This is a genomic window from Acidisoma sp. L85 (assembly GCF_009765865.1).
Taxonomy (GTDB): Bacteria; Pseudomonadota; Alphaproteobacteria; order Acetobacterales; family Acetobacteraceae; genus Acidisoma.
Genome location: NZ_LMUQ01000076.1, coordinates 43,452 through 63,989, shown reverse-complemented (window position 1 = coordinate 63,989; position 20,538 = coordinate 43,452). Strand labels below are relative to the sequence as shown.

Genomic DNA, 20,538 nt, shown 5'->3' with positions numbered 1-20,538 from the left:
TGCAAAGCCGGTTTCGACCGATCCGCAAGCTCGCCAGCAGTCAGCGATCGATGCCTTCTTAAGCAACCTCACGGTGACGCCGGAACTGCATTCGCGTGTGATCGATGTCAGCGTGACCGACAAAGCGGGGGCCCAGGCCGCCGCACTGGCGAATGCCGTGGTGAGCAACTACCAGCGTATCGCGCTTGCTCGTCAGACTGCCGACGTGAACAACGTTGCTCAGTGGCTCGATGCTCGAACCGGGGAACTTCGTCAGCGCTGGCTCGATGCCGTGCATAAGGCGGATAACTTCGACGTTAATCACGGGCTTACCAATACGACGGAGGGCACGACTGCCAATCCTCTGATCGATCGGCAAATCACCGAGACGGCGGTCAATCTGAGCCAGGCTCAGGCGCGGCTGGCCGCGGCGCAGGCGCGTGCTGATGCCCTGCACGATGCTGCCCAGCATGGCAATACGAGTGCCCTCGTATCGCTGTCCGAGCAGCCGATCCTGGTTGCCACGGCCAATACGCTGTTACAGATCCAAAGCATGCGGGACGATACGGCGGCGCAGTATGGCCGGAACTATCCCAAACTTCGCTCGTTGAACCGTCAGCTAGCCGCGGCGCGGGCAAGCCTGAATACCCAGACCCGTTCAGCACTGGCCTCGATCCATGAGGACCTTATCTCGGCGCGAGCGGAGACCAAGCAGCTGAGCGACAATCTTGATGCCCTCCGGGCTCAAGCCGGGGCGCAGAGCTCGCCGCAGGCTGAGTATCAAAGTCTCAGCGAAGAAGCCCAGAGTGCACGCGGCGTCTACGAGACGTTCCTCAATCATGCGAAGGAGGTGGTGGATCGCGCCGCCCTGCTGGAGCCGCCGGTCTCCTTTGTCTCGCATGCGCCGGTGCCGACGCGGCCGACCTTCCCGAACCACGTCAAACTCCTCGCCGGGATCATTGTCCTTGCCCTGGTCGCGGGCGCCGCGGCAGTACTGGCGCGGGATTACTTCTCTGTCGGCTTCGAGGAGCTGGATGCTCTCCGTGCGACCGTGCAGCTTCCGGTGCTGGCGGCAATTCCTTTTATTGCGTCACGCCGCGATCACTTGATTGCTCGCCACGTGCTGGACGAACCCTTCTCGCGCGCCAGTGAGGCAGTGAGAGGGCTCGCCGCCCAGCTCTCCTTGCTGGTCGAAGGAGATGTGTCCCGCTCCGTTCTGGTGACCTCCGCCAGTCCTGAGGAGGGTAAAAGCACCCTCGCCGTGTGGCTCGCCATCACCGCGCGCCAGGGCGAGCAAAAAGTGCTGCTGATCGATGGCGATCATCGTCGTGGCGGACTGATGTCGAAGGACCGCGTCCAGTTTGGCTTCACGGATCTGCTCGATGGTCGTGCCAGCCTGGCGGATGTCATCCAGACCGATCCGGAGACGGGGATCGACTTTATCAGTGCCGGCAAAGCCATGTCCCGTCCGTTCAACGCGAGTGACATCGCCCGGCTGCGCGGCCTGATGGCGGGCTTCAAGAATTCCTATAACCTTGTCATTCTCGACAGCCCCCCTCTCCTCGCCATGACCGATGCCCTGGTTCATGGCAGCGTCGTCGATCAGACGGTGTTCGTTTGCCGCTGGCAGCAAACCTCACGCCAGGCGGTTACCGCCTGCCTCGATCGCCTGCGGTCCTACGGCGCCCGCATCCCCGGCATCGTGGTGTCGATGGTCGATCAGAACTCGACAATGGCGTTCGGCGGCGATTACAGCCGTCGTGAGATGAAGCTGATCAGCCGTGCCTACAGCACCTAAGGCGACGTGTTGAAAGTTCTTCACATCGTCCGGCAATTCAGCCCATCGGTTGGCGGGTTGGAAGCATCGGTCCAGAGCCTGGCGAGCGCACAGCGCAGCCGGCTGGGCATTGATGCGCGGGTGGTCACGCTGGACCGGCTTTTTGGTCGCAGTGGTAAGCTACCCGCGCACGATATCGTCGACGGCATTCCGGTTCGCCGCCTCCCCTGGCGCGGTTCGACACGCTACCCCCTGGCACCCTCGGTCTTGGCACATCTGCAGTCCGCCGACGTATTGCATGTCCATGCCATCGACTTCTTCTTCGACTTTCTTGCCGCGACGCGGCCGCTGCATGGGCGGCCGATGATCGCCTCGACCCATGGCGGCTTCTTCCATAGCGGGCAGTATAACGCTGCTAAGAAGATCTGGTTTAACAGCGTCACCTGGGCGTCGATCCGCGCCTATCGCCGCATCGTCGCGTGCAGCTATAGCGATGCCGATATGTTTCGGCGAAGCGCCGGGCCTCGGCTGACGGTGATCGAGAATGGCATCGACCAGATAAAGTTCCGGGATGCATCGTCGCGTGTCCCGACCCGCACGATCATCAGCTTCGGCCGCTTTGCCCAGCACAAGCGGATCGCTCACCTCTTCCCGCTTCTGGCCCGGCTACGGAGTATGGACCCTGCGTGGCGCTTGATCGTTGCTGGACGGGAAGCTGATCAAACCGCCGAGGAGTTGCGCAGCCTCGCGGGCATCGCAGGTGTGCTGGATGCCGTGCACTTCGTGATTGACCCGAGTGATGATGCGTTGCGCGCCCTGATGGGCGAAGCGAGCTACTTTGGCTGTCTCTCTGCCTATGAGGGATTTGGCTTGGCGGCGGTTGAGGCGATGTCGGCCGGATTGCTTCCTGTCCTGAGCGGCATCACACCCTTCCGGCGACTCGTCGAAAGTACAGGCATCGGCCTCCTCGTCGATGCCGAGAACCCCGAAAGCGCCAGTGTTGCAGTTCAGTCTGCGGCTTCAGAGGGTATAAGCACTTATGAGCAACGCCGCCTGCACGCTATGCAGGAAGTCCGTTGCTACGATTGGGAGGAGGTTGCCTCCCGCTATGGCGATCTCTATGAGGACGCAATCGGATTGGCCGTAGACAACAGTGCAGCGCGCGCAAGGCGGGAGCAAGTAGTTGAGTAGGCAGGCGTTCTCCGCCAATTTCAGCTACAACGTGCTGGGCGCACTGCTGCCGATCGTCACGTCGCTTGGAACCGTGCCGTTCTATATCCACGAGATCGGGCTCGCCCGCTACGGTGTCGTCACGATCACCTGGGTTTTGCTGGGCTATTTCGGCTTCCTCGATTTCGGTCTCTCGCGCGCCACAGCCAATGCTTTAGCCAAGCTCGGCCATGCATCGTCGAGAGAGCGTTCGCCGGTCCTGGTAACCGCGTTCTGCTGCAATCTGGGTCTTGGCCTGATCGGCGGCCTGATCTTGTACTGCGTCGGCCATCTTGTGCTGCTTCACCTCGTCAAGATTCCCGGCAATCTCATGGCCGAAACCCGCGACGCCTATCCTTGGATGGCCGCAATGCTGCCGCTCGGTATGCTCTCAGGAGTGTCGACCGGAGCACTGGAGTCTCGCGAGAAGTTCTTTCTGTCCAACACGCTGGGTTCGTTCGGCACCATGACCGGCCAAGTCCTGCCGCTGATCTGCGCCTATGCGATCGCGCCGACGCTGGAGGTCGTTATCCCGGCGACGCTGTTCGCCCGATTCTTCGCGGTCGCGCTCTCCTATGCCGTGGTCATCAAAATAGAATGGCCGGTGCGCCTCACCGACCTCGACTTCGGCTGGATGCGCAAGCTGTTTGGCTATGGCTCCTGGGTGACCGTCTCCAGCCTGCTCAACCCGCTCTTCGATACCTCAAACCAACTCATCATCGGCGCCATGCTCGGCGCCGCCTCGGTCGCCAACTACTCGGTGCCGATGACCCTGGCCATGCGATCCCAGGTGTTTGCGACCGCCCTCTCACGCACAATGTTTCCACGAAATTCGCGCAGCAGCGAAGCCGAGGCGATCGACGCAACCCGCCGGGCCACCATCTCGCTGGCCTATGGCTTCGGCATGCTTTGCGCCCCGGGAATCCTGTTTTGCGGCCCGTTCTTGCGGCTCTGGATCGGTCCCCACTTCGCCAATATCTCCGAGGCCGTCGGACAAATCGTGCTGTTTGGAGCCTGGACCAATGGTATCGCCTTCCTTCCCTACGGCTTCATCCAGGCACGCGGCAAACCCCATATCACCGCCAAGGTCGGGATTGCCGAAATCATCCCCTTCTTCGCCATTCTCTATCTGCTCATCACCACAATGGGTCTTCCCGGCGCTGCCTTGGCCTGGACACTGCGCGTGACCGTCAACTGTATCGTCCTCTTCATCGTCAGCCGCTGCTGGCCACATAATCTATGGCGCATTGCACCAGCCATCCTGCTCATGGCCGCTTCACTCGCCATCGCACGCTTTATCCCACTGACCATGATCGAAGCCGCCACGGCCGCCACACTCGCCGGACTTACCTTCGCGATATTGGGGTACGCCTTGGACCCAACCTTGAGACAGACCATCCAGACCGCTTGCCGTCGTCTAGGCCTCTCGTCGCAAGTGTCCGCGCGTGATTTGGCGTGAAGATGCGCAAGCGGGATCGTCTCCTTAACGCACCGACACTTCCTTATCCCGATACCTGTAGCCTAAGCCTGGGTAGCGCGGGCTAGGCCCATGTAAGTGATCGTGAGTGAATGCAATTTGCTATGTGCTACACGGAGTATCACTTAGCGTTTGATGCCAGACAGCTTCCCACCCCTTGCACTCGGATTATCGTTAGTTCCTACGCATGGATTAGAACACTCGACAAATTTTGAATCGAACCAGCCGCCTTCCCCTCATGTAGTCATCCCTAGAGCGTTTTGAGACCGCTCATTAGTGATGTACTCCGGCTGCAAGCAAAACTGCTTGTGGTGCTTCCACACCGTTTTTTGACTCGGCAGAGAACATGTAATTGCCCATCCATGGTCCGGCGGCCCAATAAGTTCCGCCCTGCCAGACATTTGAGTGGCCGTTTATGTAGCTTAAAGTATTACCGAGTGCAGATAGGCTAGCAGAATCACTTCCTGCTCCGAACTCGCCTAAGAACAGCTTCTTGGAATTTTCCACGGCCCATTGTGTGATGGAGGCAAGACTATCTGGACCAATGGTCGGAGAGAGAACGCTCGTGCTAGTGCCAGTGGAACCCTGATTGAAGTACTGATGGACCTCGAAGACCAGGTTATTGTCTTGATCCGTAACACTGCCGACCGCTGCGGCATTTCCAGAGCTAACCCAGGACGACGCCGTATCCCAATCCGATCCTGAGGCTAGAATTTCCTGGGTGGCCCCGGTTGCTCGGATCGAGTTGACGCTATCCTGCGCGGCTGTTGCCCATGCTGTAGCGGATTGATCATGCGGTTCGTTCATTAAACCGAATATCACGTTTGATGAGTTGTGGTAATGAACTGCCATCTGCGACCAAAAATTTGCTAGCGAAGCGTCAGGGGTGGTGGCGCTTCCAACATCGCCCCCAAAAGCCATACCGTAATTGTGGAGATCGATGTCAACCTTTACGCCCTTAGTTGCGGCGTAGGCAATTAACTTATCCAAATATGTTAACTGTGTCTTGTCTAGAGCACCGAATTGTACCGGTTGTAGTCGCTGCCAGCTGATGGGAATACGAATGACATTTAAGCCAAGGCTTGCAAAATAGTCGATCTCGTTCGTTGTGGGATAAATGTAATCGTAGTTGAGAACACCGGTTACTGGATTACCATATTCGGCACCGGAGAGATTGACTCCGAGAAGTTGAACCCCGGAGGTCGATGTCGTTTGAGTTGGCTGCGTGTCTTCCGATGCGATAGAGGACGGAATGTTGATCTGCGCTGCGACGGAGCTTCCTGTTCTCCCGAGTTCCATATTTTCTGTGGCCGTTATGCCTCCGGCCGCAATCGACTTTACGTAAAGGTTACGATCCAGTGACGACTTGCCTCCGTAGGCGTCGTTTAGGAAGGTAACGCTGATAGAGTGTGAACCAGGGGCAAGAACGTCATTCAAGGTGATCGTTTGCCATTGGCCGGAACTATCAGGCGTCGTGGCGGTCTCCGTCCCCTCGATCTGCTTACCATCCACTTTGACGACGAACTGCGCATTACCTTTATAGGCGTCTTCTGCAACCTGAATTAAAATGCTCACAACTACCTCTTACAATAATTACAATGCCTTATAGAGTGACTTAAATGTAGTTCAATATAAGTAGTGTCCCTTAATAAGCAAACAGGACGCTCGCGTCTTCAAAAAAATTCATTTATCAGTAAGCAAGCGTTGATTTTAGGTCGGCGGCTCTTGTCACGAGCTCACTTGCAACTTGTTTACTGTGTCAGAAGCGCATGGATTACGATCTGGATGAGGTGCTCCATGATGGATGGCGGATAGCGGATAGCGGATAGCGGATAGCGGCGAGAGATGTCCGACTTTCGGGCCGATTTAAGCTGCGTGCGATGTTATGCATGGGTGGTTGCGATGCTTCGAGCAAACGAGCAAATGACGTGGGTTCGCTTTGACTGATACGTTTATCACTCACTGGTATATTAGGTCTAATAGCCTCCGCACGCAGGTCTCGAAGCCAACGTGCATTGCAGCCGCCGACAAGCAATGGCAAGACATAGCAAACGGTCATCGATGCATTCCTCACGTCCCAGATTCACCTATGGCGGTTTTGCCTTAGCCCCGCGAGCTTCCGCAAAGCTCGACCTGGAGCCACACATCTCGCACGCAGCCTCCGCGCTTCACTCTATCTCAACTGAACAAAACCAGATAGGCAACGGCGAGACGAACTCGACGACGCCTTTTCACCGCAAGAATTACCAGCATCACTAACTTATGCTGGATGAAGCGGCGCACGGTCCATTTGAGTCCTGCACACGCTCGCTGTGCACTTGGAACGAATCTTCACCGAAGTGGGCATTTTCCACATGTGCTCGTGACTGCCTCGCATCGACTGCTGCAAGGCCCACCCCCAGGCTCTGGACAACCACTGCGCGAGATAGAAATGACTCACGCCTTCGTGAGGCTTTTCACTTTGTCGGATATCGCCTCGCGAGGGGACTTGCAGGTCAGCATTCGCGTCCAAAAAGAGAGAGACAACAGTCCTTCTAACCCCTAGTTGACACGTAGTTGAGGAATACGCGATCCAGCGATGCGGCAAACCGCATGCGCATCAGTGTGTCGTTGAATTCCGGCGAGCACTTCATGGGCACCCTGCCGCTGCTGACTGTGACGTTGAACCCACAGGCCATCTGCACTCGCTAATGAGTTTGATGCGCGTAGAATCGTTGGGCAGAGGCGCGTAGCAACTTTAAGCCTCAAGGTCGTGAAGTGTCGGATTGAAACGCGGAGCCGCTCTACAGGGTGATATGGCGGCTAGACAGCATCACTATCGCTATGGAAAGAATCGCGCCGGCAATGTATATGTCGTTTGTGTGGGTCACCGATTAGCCGGACTGCGAGTGAGAGAATCAGAGCTATGAGTGAAGCGGGCGACGCACAGGCGCTGAATCCTCATTTGGATCATGTGCCTGGAAGGGTTGCGTATCTCATTCTAGCTCATGCTGCGGACGAACAACTTCGCCTGCTGACCAATCAATTGCTTGCTGATCCTCGGTCGACCGTTTATCTTCACCTGGATGCGAAAGTGTCAAATCTAGGTTGGATCGGGGTCTATGGGGCTTCTCGTCTAGTAGTCCTTCCAAACAGGAAGGTGGTTAACTGGGGCGGTTACTCGATCGTCGACGCCACTATCCTGCTCCTGGAAAGAGCGCTATTAGACAAGAATAATCAGCGTTTCGTATTACTGAGCGGCTCCTGCTTTCCACTCAAGCCGGTCCAAGAGATCAACGACGCTGTTTGCATGCTTGAGTTACCCTCAATTGCGCTGTGGGGCCGCGTTGACCCGATGCTCAAGCAAGGCGAGGGGCTAGGGCGCTATGTCGTGACCAAATTCCACCCGCATGATAACCGCTTTCTGACGCCAAAAGCGAGCGGTTTGCATGGCCGCTTATGGAACGCCTACAAGTGGCTAAATTCAAACCTGCCCTACGAGCTAAAGGTCGATCTGCGAGACCTTTGGAAAGGTAGTCAATTTTTTATCATAGACCGGCACTACGCTGAGGTTTGTGTACGGCCGCCAGCAGATCTCGTACGTGCATTACGATATGCGCTGGCGCCCGACGAAATTCTCTTCACGACCTTAATTGTGCGTCACTCGAGGTCAAGAGGCTCGACCATCTCGACCATCCCATCATCGGCCGGACGCCAAGGGGGTCACTTTGTCCTCAAGCGAGTGCCAAACCGCCGGAGCCTTTTGAACCGGATAATCGGTCAGGTGGACCTGCGCCAGCTGACTGTTTCAGACGTTGATGATGCAAGCGCGAGCGGCGCCCTGTTCGCGCGGAAGTGCTCTGCCGATGTTTCAAATGCAATTTATCGAATCTGCATAAAAGGGCGTACAATCAACAAGCCAGCGCTAGATGCCACAATGCAGGACACGGTGATATGACTTCGACAGACTCTGCCTTCGCCGGCCATCCTGTACCAGAGCGTGAAGAGGCCTTACTGTCGGTAAGGCTTAGACGAGAATCACCAGCCCACGTTGAGCAAATCGGAATGTGATCCACATTGGATCGGAATCAAAGTGCCTGTGCATGCTATTTGCTGTTTGAAGAGACTATTGCTCGTCGAGTTGCCTATGTATTTGTGCGTTTCTTTTGCCGACCAGTAAGCAGGCTGTGCTATGATCGTGCATCCAGTATAGCGCTGCAGAAAATATGCTAGCGACATTCACGATCAGGTTGCCAATTTAAAATATCCGCGAGTTAGACGAAGCCTCGCCCACACTGTTGCTTTCCAGGCTCTCTACGGGTATCCAATGCTCGCTTTTGTTGCACCGGATTTAGCTTGCTTCCTTAGTAAGGAGATTTAGTTTGAACAAGAACGCCGCCTTAAATGCGGCTCATTCGGGAGCTTCGCGTTCATCACTTGGATTTGAGGCGTTCATCATTGTCAGGTCTAAGAAGGACGATGATGCACTGGTGAGACTACAGTCTGACCCTCTTTTGAGTGGTCTTCGTGGCGTTGACGGCCTACAGGTTACTCTGCATGTGCCCAACGCCACAACGAGACTAGTAGTAGACCGGCCCTCTTGTTTGATATTCCACTATAATGATGTAGCTGCTGTTCAAACGATACGCCTAATGCAGCGGAGGTCCGAGGATCCACTTGTCGTTTGCCTTGGCTCCGATATTTACACTTATTCGCGCTATACAGATTTGCATGATATCGTAGATTTATACATGATGCCCACGGAGATTCATCGCAAAGTTCTCGCGAATGGGGTATACAAACCGGTCTACGTGCTCCCTGAATGCATTGATCCAATTACACTCGAGGCAGGTGACGAACACCCACAGGTGTTTCCACGTAAGACCGGCAAACGAGCACTCTGGTTCGGCTATTCGGAGAGCTTTTCCAAAAGCATGGCGTCACTGACTCCGGTAATCTTAAAGAATGTCGCCGATCGGTGCATTGACGACTTCGTCGTCATCGTTGACCAAGAGGGCTTTTATGCAGCAAACGGCAATCAGCTTAAAGTGCCAACGATTCCTTACGACAACGCGACGTTTAGGCTGCATGCTAAGAAGTTCGACTACGCGATCCTTAGCCACTTCTCGCTCGACTTGAAACTCAATTCCCACATCAAATCACCGAATAAAGTTATAACTGCCCTGCTAGCGGGACTGATTCCCATTGTCTCTGACACGCCGAATTACCGTGAAATATTTGAGCGTCATGGATTGCAAAAATTCCTGTTCTCTTCTGCTGAGGAGCTGGATAGGATCTTAAAAGCGTTAGATCCGGTTGCGGATTCTAAGTTCGTTCAGAACTCTGGTGTCATTCTATCGTTGCTCAGGGCAGGCTCCACAACGACGGTTGTCTCCGCCTTTTTTCATATAATAGAACAATATCGCAGAAGCAGTAATATTGAGATAAGTCAATTGCCTGTAGTGTCTTATATCGAAGCACCTAAACCGATTGGTTTGCGAGAACATCTCTCGGACCTCTTGCCCAGCGCAATACGGGCGTGCATGTCAAGGCTTCGCCGACTGTGGCGATAACAAAAGCGTCGGCCGCCCAAAATGGCCATGCACACCCCGGCCTTAACCGGCAAAAGTGAGGAATTTACTTCGGCGGACACGCCGACCCCCGCAAAGCTAGCCTCAGCCTCACTCGCCGCCGCAAGCAGCCGGGCCTGCCCCACGGTCATCGCCACATCGTCAAAGTTGACTGGGTCTCCAGCACGATCTTGTCCTACAGTCTCAATCTCGATCTCACCGGCCTCTACTTCTACGATGCGCTTCGTCATCCGCCTTGACGTGATCTGTGTTGGCCAGAGCTGTGCTTCGTCTGCAATTCAGGCCGGCGGCCTTCGATTGTTCGATTGTGTGGTCAGTGATGGATATCGGCGGCAAGACGGTCCGGGGTAGCGAACTCAGAGGCTAGGCCGAGCTGAGCCATAGGAATTGGAGGCTAGCTCGCGCTTGATATCCCTTATTCGGTGGCGCCACACCGCGACAGTGCTGCGGGTGATTTTCTTGCCTGTTTCGATCGTCGTCAGATTGCCCGTGGTCCACTGTTCAAGCGACCACTCCAGCTCGGCAAGCTCCATCCGCAGCTTTTTCGCATCCATGCGGTGGCCCTAGCGGAGGAAAACCGGACGGCCAAGCCACAAGGGCGTCAACGGGGCTGCCCGGGTCCCGCTCGTGACTGCGCTGGACCGCAAGGCTGCGATCCGGGACCTCTTCTATCAAGAGGGTGAGCTGTCGGCCGCCATTGACGTGCGTGGGCAGTTCCCGCTGATACGCGACAATGCAACCGCCCGGCTACACACTCGGACTATCGCCGGTTGGACGCCACCAGACGCCATCCCAGGTGACTTGGCTGCATGCTAGCCGAAAGTGATGGAAGCGGCCCCCGCTCGGTTGAGCGGTCCCCGCGCTCGCCAGCCCTTCGGTATCGCGCTGAGTTTGCGGCTGGCAGAGATCGTGCATCCGGCGCTTTTGTGAACAAGCGCGACTCCTGCAGAGGGCAAGAGGAGCGTAACTATTTACGATGACTTTTTTTTGCCTTACCGCCTGTCCTGAGCCTCGAGGGCATATCGATACTCGCAGCCATCTTGGTGCGACTACTCACGTCAGCCGCGCTGGAGAGGCTAAGGGTTCGACCCTCGGCTCGATTAATCCAAACCTGTTCTACTCACCTCGATAACGTGACCGCCGCTGTCATTGGGCGCGGGGTGCGGCAACATCAGATCGCTGCTCCGGACACAGCAAAGGCTGCGGTTGCGGGCGCAACGTCTAATGGGGCGATTGGGACGACCATAGGGAACAGTCAGGCCATGCCGCTCTCAGCTCCGCAACGATTAGGTCAAGCAACGGCACGAGCAAGTCGCTCGAGATCTGCTGCAGAGCGATGCCACCACCCAGACGCCCGCGAGCGAAATCGAGGACACTGTCGATAAGTCCGCCCATCCGTGTCACGCTGCCCTGTATCAGCTTAATTATGCCGACAGCTTTGTCGTCGAGCGGTCGTTTGGTCAGCAGCCTAATTCCGCCATCGATCGCGGCAACTGGATTGCGGAGATCGTGGCCGAGCACTGCAATGAATTGCTCCCGCAATTCGGCGTCCTGGCGTTGGTCGATCAGCTCCTTGTCACGAGCGTCGCTATAATCCTGCGCATCCAGGTGGCTGGCGATCAAGTCGGCGAACGCCTTGAACATCGCTTCTGTCGCAGGTGCCTTCAGTTGCCGAGGCCGCGGATCGATTGCGCAGAGGGTACCGAACATTGAGCCATCGGCCCTGATGGTCGGCACCGATATATAGCTTTGAAAGCCATAAAGCTTAGGTGTGTGGTGTTGACTGTATCGCGGGTCTAGGTCGACGTGATCGATGACAACCGCTGCACCGTCTCGCTGGATTTCGCTGCAAATGGTTGTCTCGATCTTTAGCTCTTCACCCGGTTTAAGGCCAAAGTTGATCTTGTCGAGCAGATTGCACGCGATCCATTGATCGTCGGTGACTCTGGCCACTGCCGCGAAGCCCATGCCAGTCGTGCGACAAATCACATTGAGGATCATTGGAACGGCATCAATTCGACAAATCGCAGCTGTCGCAGCCCCTGCGACGTCAGCCATGGAAACACCCCACTTCTCTTCTATCCCGCAGTTTAGAGCATCAGGGTGAATGCGTCATCTTCGACGGGCTGTTGGTGGAGGATGAGGCCCTTTTCACCCGTTAGGGTTTGCCGCCGCACCGACAGTTCCGTTATCTCACTGTCATCACGGCTCATCGAGAACTGGCTCTCGCGGCTATTTGCGACGACTTCGATTCGATTTCGCCCAAGACGCTTCGCTTCGTACAGAGCCGCATCGGCACGAGTGAACAAGGTATCCGGGCTATCGCCGAAGGCTATTGTCGCAAGGCCTATGCTGACGGTAACGCGAAGCGTAGCGTGTGTTGCCAACTCGATCTCAAGGTTCTCAACCATCGCCTTCACGCGCTCCGCGAGTGTGACAGCCGTGGGGCCGTCACCCGAAACGATGATCATGAGCTCGTCTCCGCCGTAGCGGGCAACGATGTCGGTATGTCTACATTGTCGCATTATAGCGCCGCATACGGAGCGGAGGACTGTGTCGCCTGAAAGATGGCCATACTCGTCGTTGACTGATTTGAAATGGTCTATGTCCACGGCCATAAGGGACAAAGGCTCTTTCTTACAGAGCGCAATTTTAACGGCTTCCTCAAGAGTGAGATCAAAATAGCGCCGATTGAAAACGCCTGTTAGCTGGTCCTGATGAGCAAGTTTCTTAAACCTGGAGATATCTCGAAAATCTCTAACTGTTTGAAAGGATAAATCTGCAACACCGTACACAAACAAGCTAACGAGCACGGCAGCTGTTCCAACAAGAAAGTCTTCTTTGATACCCGCCTGCTCCTCCCCCTCCGCTAAAAGCTGGGCGATATAGCCCATGTAGGAGATTGCCAGAAGCACGACGATTGCGCGTAGAACGTTCCATCTGAAACGCAACGGTCCCCTCTTGAGGTCAGATATATTCCTGGTCATCTCGCGGAGAGACCCCAGATGCAGTACCAGCCCAATAAGAAACTGCGCCACGACGACAATTCTTAGCATCGGCGTGAAGCCTCCTATGCGGAAGAAGATGGAAGGCTTAACCAGCCGACTTGGGCGGAAAGAAGGATTTTCTCGGGCGGTGACGCTAAATCACGCGAGCGTGTTGGTTTAGGTCAGCAAGACCCAGATCTATGCCTCCGAACTGACAAAGCCGACCGGTATCGACATTAAGGGGTGGCTTAACGGCGCGCTCTAACACCGCAGCGTCACGTTCCTTGGCCACGGCCTCACTTGCGGCATGCGCGTCGGCCGAAGGGCCGGATCTCAGGATTTAGATACCGGAGACGAGAGAGCTGGCTCACGCTGGTTGCCCCTTTGATGGCAGCTAGCTAGGAAGTCGGTTGTACCACAGACTTCGCGGCTCGGATGCGTCCTGCGCATAAGCAAGCTGAACAAGCGGCCGCCGCAGCTTCGCGCGCGGTAAGCAAACTCATCTGACGTCCCACACGGACACCATTCGGATCGGCGAGATCGGCTGCGAGGGTTCGGCGGCGCTAAGCATTCTATCGAGCCACCAATTTCGCGGCCTAGCCCGATGTGTTAATGCGAGACCTGCCACAGCTAGAGGAGCAGGCGCTTGCGTGTTACTATGATCGGCGGCGGCTATGTAGGACTGGTGTCCGGCGCATGCTTCGCGGAATTTGGCATGGAGGTCACCATTGTCGAGGCCGATGAGCGCAAGCTCGGCGCGCTGAGGGAAGGCCGTATCCCGATCTTCGAGCCGGGGCTCGACCGGCTGGTCTCAGAGAATGTCGCTGCCGGACGCCTCTCCTTTACCGGCGACATGGATGAAGGCCTTGCCGATGCGGAGGTCGTCTTCATCGCGGTGGGCACACCGACCCGGCGCGGCGACGGCCATGCCGACCTTACCTATGTCTATCAGGCTGCCCAGCAGGTTGCACGCAAGCTCAAGAATTACGCCGTCATTGTAACGAAATCGACCGTTCCGGTCGGGACCGGCCGGCGCGTCGCCGAGATCGTGCGCGAGACGCGCCCCGATCTTGACTTCGACGTTGCCTCCAATCCGGAATTCCTGCGCGAGGGCAATGCGATTGGGGACTTCATGCGGCCGGACCGTGTGGTCATCGGCGTGGAGAGCGACCGTGCGGCGGACATCCTGCGCAGCCTCTATCGTCCACTCTTCCTGATCGAGACGCCGATCATTGTGACCTCGATCGAAACGGCGGAGCTCACGAAATACGCCGCTAACTCCTTCCTCGCGATGAAGGTGACCTTCATCAACGAAGTTGCCGATCTTTGCGAACGGGTGGGCGCCGATGTGCATGACGTGGCGCGCGGGATGGGGCTGGACGGCCGGATCGGGCGGAAATTCCTGCATCCTGGTCCGGGCTTCGGTGGTTCCTGCTTTCCGAAGGACACGCTCGCCATGGCACGCATCGGCCAGGATGCGGGTGCGCCGCAGCGGCTCGTGGAAACCGTCGTCACCGTCAACGACGCGCGCAAGAGCACGATGGCGCGACGCGTCATCCTTGCCTGCGGCGGCTCGGTGCGTGGCAAGCGCATCGCGGTCTGGGGCCTGACCTTCAAGCCCGAGACGGATGACATGCGTGACGCGCCATCGATCCCCATCGTCAGCCGCCTCGTCGAGGATGGTGCAGAGTTGCATGTCTTCGACCCGGAAGGGATGGAGCAGGCGAGGCCGCATCTGCCGCCGCAGGTGATCTACACGACCGATCCGATCGAGGCCGCGACGGGTGCCGATGCTTTGGTCATTGTGACGGAATGGAACCTCTTCCGCGCGGTCGCGCCGGCGCGGCTAAAGGCCCTGATGCGCGGATCGGTCATCGTCGATCTGCGCAACATTTTCGATCCGGCCGCGATCCGCGCCGCCGGCTTCGCCTATCACGCGATCGGCCGCGCTTTGCCACCGGTTGAAGAAGCGGCTCGGCGGGGTGCAGCCTGATCCGGATTGCGTGCGCTATTGCTCATGATGGTAGCCTCGGGCCAGGCGCCGTTTAATCCGCCGGGGAAAGTGGCATCGCTTGAACCGCTCGGGCACGGCTCTCAGACTGGCTATTGAAGTTACGCAGGGGAGAAGCGAGTTGATCGGGACAGGTCGCTCCTATTGAAAGTGGCAACGTTCTCAGAGGCTTTTCCCAAAGCACGCGGATTAGTCCCGCTCCACTATTTGGAAAAAGTCCCATAGCGCTGCGTTCCTTATATTGAGGCCATTGACGAAGGCGCTTTGCTGTTCGGATACGACTATTCCAGTGCAAGGGTGGGTGCCCAAATCTCCTATGAGGAAACCCAGGACCAGCGTTTCGATCAGGGTGCTGTTCCCCGCTCTGCGTGCTATGGCGGCGAGGGTGAAGCCCGTGGTTCTCTCTGGCTGTCGCGTTCGCTAAATCACTCTTGTGTGCGACTTGGCTTCCCGTTGCTTTCTGCTGTTTATTGCTCGCATTGGCTGCGCTATTTCGAGATCGAGCCCAAGGAACTACACTTCAAGATGACAGCCCTGACCTTCTGCGGGACGAAGGACAGGTCTGAACTCGATCAGATTGCAGAGGCGTCGCCGTGAGAGTCTCCATCGCCATGACCACCTATAATGGCGCGATCCATCTGCAAGAGCAGCTCGACAGTCTCACGGGCCAGCACTTCCTGCCGACTGAACTCATAGTGGGCGACGATGGCTCAACAGATGGTACGATCGAGATTCTTGAGTGCTTTCGCCGTGAAGCACCGTTTCCTGTCGTCATTCATAGCAACTCAATCCGCCTCGGGTACCGCGCCAATTTTATGAAGATCGCCCGCCTCTGCACGGGTGATTTAATCTCTTTCTGTGATCAGGACGATGTTTGGTTGCCAAACAACCTAGATCGAGTGGTGGGGAGCTTTGCCGATCCCGACGTGTTATTGACGTTTCACAATGCCCGCGTTGTTGATGGTCAACGTCACCTGATCTCGCCGCTCTATGCTGAGCCTCCGTCCGCATTCATTTCTCCCCGATTGGCGTTGCCGCCCTGGATGTCCTCTTACGGCTTTACGCAAACCTTTCGGGCCGATCTCCTTCCGGCAGCGGCTTTGTGGGGCCAAATGAAGGATCACTACTACCCTGACGAAGCTATGGGTCACGACCTGTTCTTCTTTCTCATAGCTTCGGCGGTGGGGAAGGTATGCTATATTGACGACGAATTGACTGAGTATCGCCTCCATGGTGGCAACACAGTCGGTACGGGCAAGCGCACGAAGCCCGGCATGGTGGAGCGCTGGCGCTACCGTTTTGAGGATCGATCCGAAACCTACGGCTATTTAGCGCGAGTCGCGCCGATTGACGCCGAACTGTTCTCGCATTTATCAAAAATGGAAGCGTTTCCAAAACATCTGCGCCAGCGATCCACCGAAGCAGCTGTGGCATGGAGAGAGCTCGGTCCAATATACAGCGATCGGGCCCAAGTGTGTTCAGCCCGTCTCATTGATCGGCTTGTAGCATTTGTTCATCTATGTCGTAAGGGCGGCTACAGTGAAGCCAGCTTTTGGACGTTTGGCTCAAAAGCCATGATAAAAGATTTGGTTTTAGGCGTAGTTCTCGCGCCTTTGGTCCGACGCCTCGGCCGTACTTCTTCTCGCGACGACCGGTCCTGTCGGCGTGGCCGCTGCAGTCAAACGTGACACAATGGACAGAGCGTGGCGGTCGGACATAGGGACGCCGCTCACATGCGCAGCGTCGCTACGTCGGGAACTCGTCCCATGGTCCCATGGTCCTTATTCTTCTTTCCGTCGATCAAGCCCACGAGGTTGATGATCGTGCCCGCGACAAGCTACGAGCTTAGTTCGGCTTTCTACCGCTGAGATGACCGAAAAGCAGGCATGGCGGTGATCTCCGCCGCCACGAGACAGATTGCGATCGCGGATGCCGTTCTCCTCCAGCTTCGATACGGTGCGGTGGATATAGACCGCGTTTAAGCCCCAGTGGCCCGCCGCCTTGGTCTACCTATGCGCCTCCCATCACCGCCAGTTTCACGCACGGGCCGCAGCAGGATGGGATGATCGAGTTGGTGCCGGAACCAGTGGTAAGAACCCGACATGAAGCGACTGGATAGGCTTTGCCTCTACGACGAGGGCGGCACAGAGGTCGCCTACGTCACCAACGGGATAGTCTACGCCACTTCGAGCGGGCATAGGATTGGCCGCATTCTGGGCGGCGTCATCTACGGAGTGGATGGCCAGAAACTGGGCCGCCGCACCCCATTTGGGTCGGTTCGCGGAGTGGAGGGCGCCACTCCAGATGCTTTTATGAGGCTCGTGAGGGGGAGTAGCCACTCCGCGCGGATACGAAGCACTGGATGGCGCAATGAAGGGATGAGCGATGCCTGCGGTCACGGTCTACCAGTATACGACCCACCACCCGAGAAGCCGCCGTATGCGGATCGCACCCCGATGGGCGACCCGGAGCACCATCGAAAGTCTCAACAGGGGTAGGCTTGTCGGTGTCCTCTTGAACGACACCGAGACCGAGATTGATACTTATACGTCGACTGCGACGGCATGACTGAAGTCGGCTTCAACCCGAGCTAGCCGAATCTAGCAGCGCTACGCGGACCCAGTGGTCGGGCTTCTTGTCGTTCAGGTGCCGGACGCGAGCGACCAGAGGGGAATGACCCTGACCTTCCCCACAGGCGAGTGGGGAATCTAGCGAGCCAAATGGGAATTTAGCGAAGGACCTCAGGACACCCGTGTGCGATGCCAAATTATCCCGGGGAATCTAGCGAGCATACAAATATGTCCGATGAGGAAAACGGTCTCGGATTCGCCTATAGCGGATGGGCTCAATGCGCGTTGCCTCTCAAGAAGCTGCCCCCAGAAGCTCGTTGGGAAATCGCGACTGATCGAGTGCGTCTCGTCGTCGAGTCGTCGAGCCTGGACTTAGACTTATAAGCGGCTGCGGCCTCGACCACTTCCCGAGCATGCCCTGCTTCAAGGTCTGCCCGTTTACCTTGATTCTCAAGAATGTCGTGCACCGTCCCCATTTGCTTACTTTGGCTCATTAGCGTCCAGTCGTAACGCCTCAGAAACGAACCGGCGAATAACGACGGTCGTTCCAGCGTGCTTCCCCCATCGAGCGCGCTGCTCCGCGCAATAGACAGCTCGCTTCGCAGGCGGCATACCCGACGGCTCATGTAACGTGACGACGCGCATGCCCATTCCCGGCGCCTTTGCCTCCAGCGCGGCAATCCGGCGATCCAGTGACTGGGACATGGATCAAGCCTCCTGTGGGTTTCGGCAGATGCCGTGTCAACGATGATGATCGGCTGACGCGGGTTATGCCGCCGCCTTAGCATTCCGTATCCGCATAATCGTTTGCCGGCTGGTGCCGTATTGCTTGGCCAGCGCGGACACTGTGGCGCCTGCCTGGATGGCAGCACGAACTCAATCAGGACGGAACGTCAGTCTGTCGGGTCTGGCGAACGCCGAACTAGCTTGTGGTTCTCCAGAACGTCCACGGCGCGAGAGATCGCGGGCTTGTGCGTCCCAACCGCCTTCGACAGGCCCCTCACGGTATAACGGCCGGCAGTCGTACCATATCAAGAGCGCATCTCCGGAAGTTGGGTTCTGATAACAGAAATTCTGCTCTTCGGTTGACGATCGTGAAAAGCGGGCTGCCGGAATCGAACCGACACCTTCGGTTGGGACAACCACTGCAAGACCACTCTGCTACGCCCACCCAAGCCTTTCAAAGCATGAGGTGGCGGCCGGCTAATTTTGACTCCACCTTTCGGACATACGCCTTAGGACTTTCGGCCGCCTGATTCTTCGCTACTTCGTTCCGGCAGCGCCTCCAGCCCCACCAGCGGCACCTGCCGACGCGCCAGAGGCTGAACTGGCACCTGCTCCAGTCGCGCCGCCGGCACCGGTGCCCTGGGTCGCCCCGCCATTGGTCGGGCTACCGCTAGAGGAGCCAAACATTCCGCACCCGCCAAGTGCAAATGGAATCGCTATGGCCGCTACGCGGAGGCAGCGAAGTGTTGTGGTCGCCATGCACATTCTCCTGGGCTGGTTCAGAGTTCGGCCTTGCCTAGAGTAGGCGCAGACGTCCCGCCAAATACGCGACACCAAAGATGACCAGCGCTGCCGTCAGAGGCTGGTCCCGGATCAACTCTGCAGCATCCCCCAATATGCTTTCCGCCTGGCCACGCACCTGATTAGCCTTGCCACGAGTCTGGGTGCTGGTGTCGCCGGTCAAACCGCCGGCAGCATCCTGCACCTTGCCTTTGATGTCATCGACCGTTCCACTGAACTTGTTCTCGCTCATGTGCATCTCCTGGGAAGGCCATCTACCTGGGGATAGAATCGTTCTTTAGCAACGCCCTCATCTAGGCGCGCGGGCATTCACGAAGATGCGAGAGGCAGCTTGCCAGGCGAGAAAAGCGGTGCCGAGATGGATGCTGAGTTAAACGGAGATTGAATATCCCAGAGACGCACGAGCTATCATTGCTTGTCGATCGGGATCGTCACTGGGGACAAATATGCCTGGCTATCACGCCGAAGTATCTGAGCCAGAGGCGGGATCACCAACAGCGCGCCGTTCCTTCGCGACACTGGACGGTGCACTCGACTGGGTGATGTGGAGGAAAGTCGATAATCCTGACCTTATCGGCCGCATCGAAACGGACGATTGCATCACTGACCATCGACAAGCGATGGCGCGTCTACATCACGTCAGTCTCGCTCATCGGGCGTAATTTCCTCGCTCCAGGCTTCCACAAGACCGCCACTTGAATCTCGCAGGCCGGTATGCAGAGCCGCCAACCGTGCTGCGTCGCGCAGCGACCAAACGCCGGCTTCGGCATGTTCCGGGGTCCAGAACGGGTGAGCGGTCGGGTCAGCTGGAGCTTTCAAAAACAGAGGAACACCTTCGGTGCTCTGCTGAACCACTCTGTGCGAGCCATCCGGCGGCGGCGTAGCCGTATCATCGGGCCACCATTCTTCGCTCACCTGCGCCTCCGCCCCTTTTGTTCGACCACATACTGCGGACGAGGTCTTAGAAGGTCCTGACCCAGCAGTAGGCCCGCCACTCCGGCGGCCAGCAAGACCGTTCCCTTATTACGACGGAAAGCGGAGCGGCTAGTCTCAAGCATGGCCTTCGGCGGCGGCAACGCAGATAGACTAGCAGCTGCCGCAGACCTGGGCGCATCGCGTTGCGCCCGCGTCTTCTTGCCGGCCTTTGACTGCAAGATTCCGATCAGCAACACGGTGATTGCGAGTAGAAGCATTGCCGCCGCTGTGATAATTGCAGCCCAGAAAGGTCCAAGTCGTTCCTGCACAAAAATCCAGAGCGCCGCCATCAGGCAGCCAATTGCCGGCAAGACGATCAGACCAGCGACCAGAGCGCAAACAATCAAAATTGCAGTGCGTCGCACCGACGCTAGCACGTCCTGCACCATCGTCATTGGATTGAACGCCAGGGTGGCGCCCAACTTCACCAGGCTTCCCATTGATGGCATTCAATGC

At 57.1% G+C, this 20,538-nt stretch carries 17 protein-coding genes, 1 tRNA gene and 1 pseudogene; 9 read left to right on the top strand and 10 right to left on the bottom strand.

All coding sequences use genetic code 11. The features are described 5' to 3' along the window. The 3 genes from GSQ83_RS26160 to GSQ83_RS26150 form a co-directional block, all read left to right on the top strand. On the top strand, nucleotides 1-1,777 hold a 1,777-nt coding region (locus GSQ83_RS26160; protein ID WP_216850591.1), incomplete at its 5' end, for a polysaccharide biosynthesis tyrosine autokinase. A 9-nt stretch (nucleotides 1,778-1,786) separates the two neighbouring features. Then, nucleotides 1,787-2,947 carry a glycosyltransferase family 4 protein gene (locus GSQ83_RS26155; protein ID WP_158805809.1) on the top strand — a complete coding sequence of 387 codons (1,161 nt, stop codon included), beginning with the start codon at nucleotides 1,787-1,789 and terminating at the stop codon, nucleotides 2,945-2,947. Beyond that, nucleotides 2,940-4,424, top strand: coding sequence for a flippase (locus tag GSQ83_RS26150; protein ID WP_158805808.1), 1,485 nt, complete (start codon nucleotides 2,940-2,942; stop codon nucleotides 4,422-4,424). Before GSQ83_RS26155 ends, GSQ83_RS26150 begins: the two co-directional genes overlap by 8 nt. Nucleotides 4,425-4,715: 291 nt before the next feature. Here the strand turns inward: GSQ83_RS26150 and GSQ83_RS26145 are convergent, their stop codons facing one another. After that, complete coding sequence (locus GSQ83_RS26145) at nucleotides 4,716-6,017, bottom strand: cellulase family glycosylhydrolase (protein WP_158805807.1); 1,302 nt, start codon at nucleotides 6,015-6,017, stop codon at nucleotides 4,716-4,718. 1,330 nt (nucleotides 6,018-7,347) lie between these two features. Between GSQ83_RS26145 and GSQ83_RS26140 the strand changes: the two genes are divergently transcribed. Together GSQ83_RS26140 and GSQ83_RS26135 are read left to right on the top strand one after the other, a co-directional pair. Beyond that, nucleotides 7,348-8,379 (top strand): beta-1,6-N-acetylglucosaminyltransferase, encoded by a 1,032-nt coding sequence (locus tag GSQ83_RS26140; RefSeq protein ID WP_158805806.1) that lies wholly within the window; start codon nucleotides 7,348-7,350, stop codon nucleotides 8,377-8,379. 424 nt (nucleotides 8,380-8,803) lie between these two features. Next, nucleotides 8,804-9,994, top strand: coding sequence for a hypothetical protein (locus GSQ83_RS26135; RefSeq protein ID WP_158805805.1), 1,191 nt, complete (start codon nucleotides 8,804-8,806; stop codon nucleotides 9,992-9,994). Nucleotides 9,995-10,368: 374 nt separating this feature from the next. Here the strand turns inward: GSQ83_RS26135 and GSQ83_RS26130 are convergent, their stop codons facing one another. The 3 genes from GSQ83_RS26130 to GSQ83_RS26120 all read right to left on the bottom strand — a co-directional run bounded on the left by GSQ83_RS26130 (nucleotide 10,369) and on the right by GSQ83_RS26120 (nucleotide 13,068). Further along, entirely contained in the window at nucleotides 10,369-10,566 is a 198-nt protein-coding gene (locus GSQ83_RS26130) for a hypothetical protein (RefSeq protein ID WP_158805804.1), read from the bottom strand. Between the two features lie 667 nt (nucleotides 10,567-11,233). Beyond that, on the bottom strand, nucleotides 11,234-12,070 hold the full coding sequence (locus GSQ83_RS26125; protein WP_158805803.1) for a histidine kinase dimerization/phospho-acceptor domain-containing protein: 837 nt from the start codon (nucleotides 12,068-12,070) through the stop codon (nucleotides 11,234-11,236). Between the two features lie 32 nt (nucleotides 12,071-12,102). Further along, nucleotides 12,103-13,068, bottom strand: a complete 966-nt coding sequence (locus GSQ83_RS26120) for a GGDEF domain-containing protein (protein ID WP_158805802.1) — start codon at nucleotides 13,066-13,068, stop codon at nucleotides 12,103-12,105. 577 nt (nucleotides 13,069-13,645) lie between these two features. Between GSQ83_RS26120 and GSQ83_RS26115 the strand changes: the two genes are divergently transcribed. From GSQ83_RS26115 to GSQ83_RS31535, 4 genes are all read left to right on the top strand, one after another. Further along, complete coding sequence (locus tag GSQ83_RS26115) at nucleotides 13,646-14,992, top strand: UDP-glucose/GDP-mannose dehydrogenase family protein (protein WP_216850590.1); 1,347 nt, start codon at nucleotides 13,646-13,648, stop codon at nucleotides 14,990-14,992. A gap of 282 nt (nucleotides 14,993-15,274) precedes the next feature. After that, nucleotides 15,275-15,607: a hypothetical protein gene (locus GSQ83_RS26110; RefSeq protein WP_158805801.1), complete on the top strand. Its 333-nt coding sequence runs from the start codon at nucleotides 15,275-15,277 to the stop codon at nucleotides 15,605-15,607. 14 nt (nucleotides 15,608-15,621) lie between these two features. Continuing rightward, nucleotides 15,622-16,698: a glycosyltransferase gene (locus GSQ83_RS26105; RefSeq protein WP_158805800.1), complete on the top strand. Its 1,077-nt coding sequence runs from the start codon at nucleotides 15,622-15,624 to the stop codon at nucleotides 16,696-16,698. Nucleotides 16,699-17,112: 414 nt separating this feature from the next. Continuing rightward, a complete protein-coding gene (locus tag GSQ83_RS31535) occupies nucleotides 17,113-17,508 on the top strand; it encodes a 4-fold beta flower protein (RefSeq protein WP_371418082.1) in 396 nt (131 codons plus the stop codon). A gap of 840 nt (nucleotides 17,509-18,348) precedes the next feature. Here GSQ83_RS31535 and GSQ83_RS31530 read toward each other — a convergent pair. The 6 genes and pseudogenes from GSQ83_RS31530 to GSQ83_RS26070 form a co-directional block, all read right to left on the bottom strand. Then, on the bottom strand, nucleotides 18,349-18,444 hold the full coding sequence (locus GSQ83_RS31530; protein ID WP_158806073.1) for a helix-turn-helix domain-containing protein: 96 nt from the start codon (nucleotides 18,442-18,444) through the stop codon (nucleotides 18,349-18,351). 29 nt (nucleotides 18,445-18,473) lie between these two features. Continuing rightward, a pseudogene (locus GSQ83_RS26090) lies at nucleotides 18,474-18,587 on the bottom strand (MarR family transcriptional regulator); the annotation flags it as partial. A gap of 93 nt (nucleotides 18,588-18,680) precedes the next feature. Further along, nucleotides 18,681-18,751, bottom strand: a tRNA-Gly gene (locus tag GSQ83_RS26085). Between the two features lie 351 nt (nucleotides 18,752-19,102). Next, the gene (locus GSQ83_RS26080; protein ID WP_158805797.1) at nucleotides 19,103-19,339 is read right to left on the bottom strand and encodes a CsbD family protein; all 237 of its coding nucleotides are present in this window, start codon (nucleotides 19,337-19,339) and stop codon (nucleotides 19,103-19,105) included. 407 nt (nucleotides 19,340-19,746) lie between these two features. After that, nucleotides 19,747-20,022, bottom strand: coding sequence for a hypothetical protein (locus GSQ83_RS26075; protein ID WP_158805796.1), 276 nt, complete (start codon nucleotides 20,020-20,022; stop codon nucleotides 19,747-19,749). Further along, on the bottom strand, nucleotides 20,019-20,522 hold the full coding sequence (locus tag GSQ83_RS26070) for a phage holin family protein (protein WP_158805795.1): 504 nt from the start codon (nucleotides 20,520-20,522) through the stop codon (nucleotides 20,019-20,021). The genes GSQ83_RS26075 and GSQ83_RS26070 overlap by 4 nt, the downstream gene beginning before the upstream one ends. Nucleotides 20,523-20,538 lie beyond the last annotated feature (16 nt).

Bases quoted from the DNA above. Each gene is read 5' to 3' on its own strand.
- GSQ83_RS26130 (WP_158805804.1), bottom strand. From the start codon at position 10,566: ATGGATGCGAAAAAGCTGCGGATGGAGCTTGCCGAGCTGGAGTGGTCG.
- GSQ83_RS26070 (WP_158805795.1), bottom strand. From the start codon at position 20,522: ATGGGAAGCCTGGTGAAGTTGGGCGCCACCCTGGCGTTCAATCCAATG.
- GSQ83_RS26080 (WP_158805797.1), bottom strand. From the start codon at position 19,339: ATGAGCGAGAACAAGTTCAGTGGAACGGTCGATGACATCAAAGGCAAG.
- GSQ83_RS26125 (WP_158805803.1), bottom strand. From the start codon at position 12,070: ATGGCTGACGTCGCAGGGGCTGCGACAGCTGCGATTTGTCGAATTGAT.
- GSQ83_RS26105 (WP_158805800.1), top strand. From the start codon at position 15,622: ATGACCACCTATAATGGCGCGATCCATCTGCAAGAGCAGCTCGACAGT.
- GSQ83_RS26140 (WP_158805806.1), top strand. From the start codon at position 7,348: ATGAGTGAAGCGGGCGACGCACAGGCGCTGAATCCTCATTTGGATCAT.
- GSQ83_RS26120 (WP_158805802.1), bottom strand. From the start codon at position 13,068: ATGCTAAGAATTGTCGTCGTGGCGCAGTTTCTTATTGGGCTGGTACTG.
- GSQ83_RS31535 (WP_371418082.1), top strand. From the start codon at position 17,113: ATGAAGCGACTGGATAGGCTTTGCCTCTACGACGAGGGCGGCACAGAG.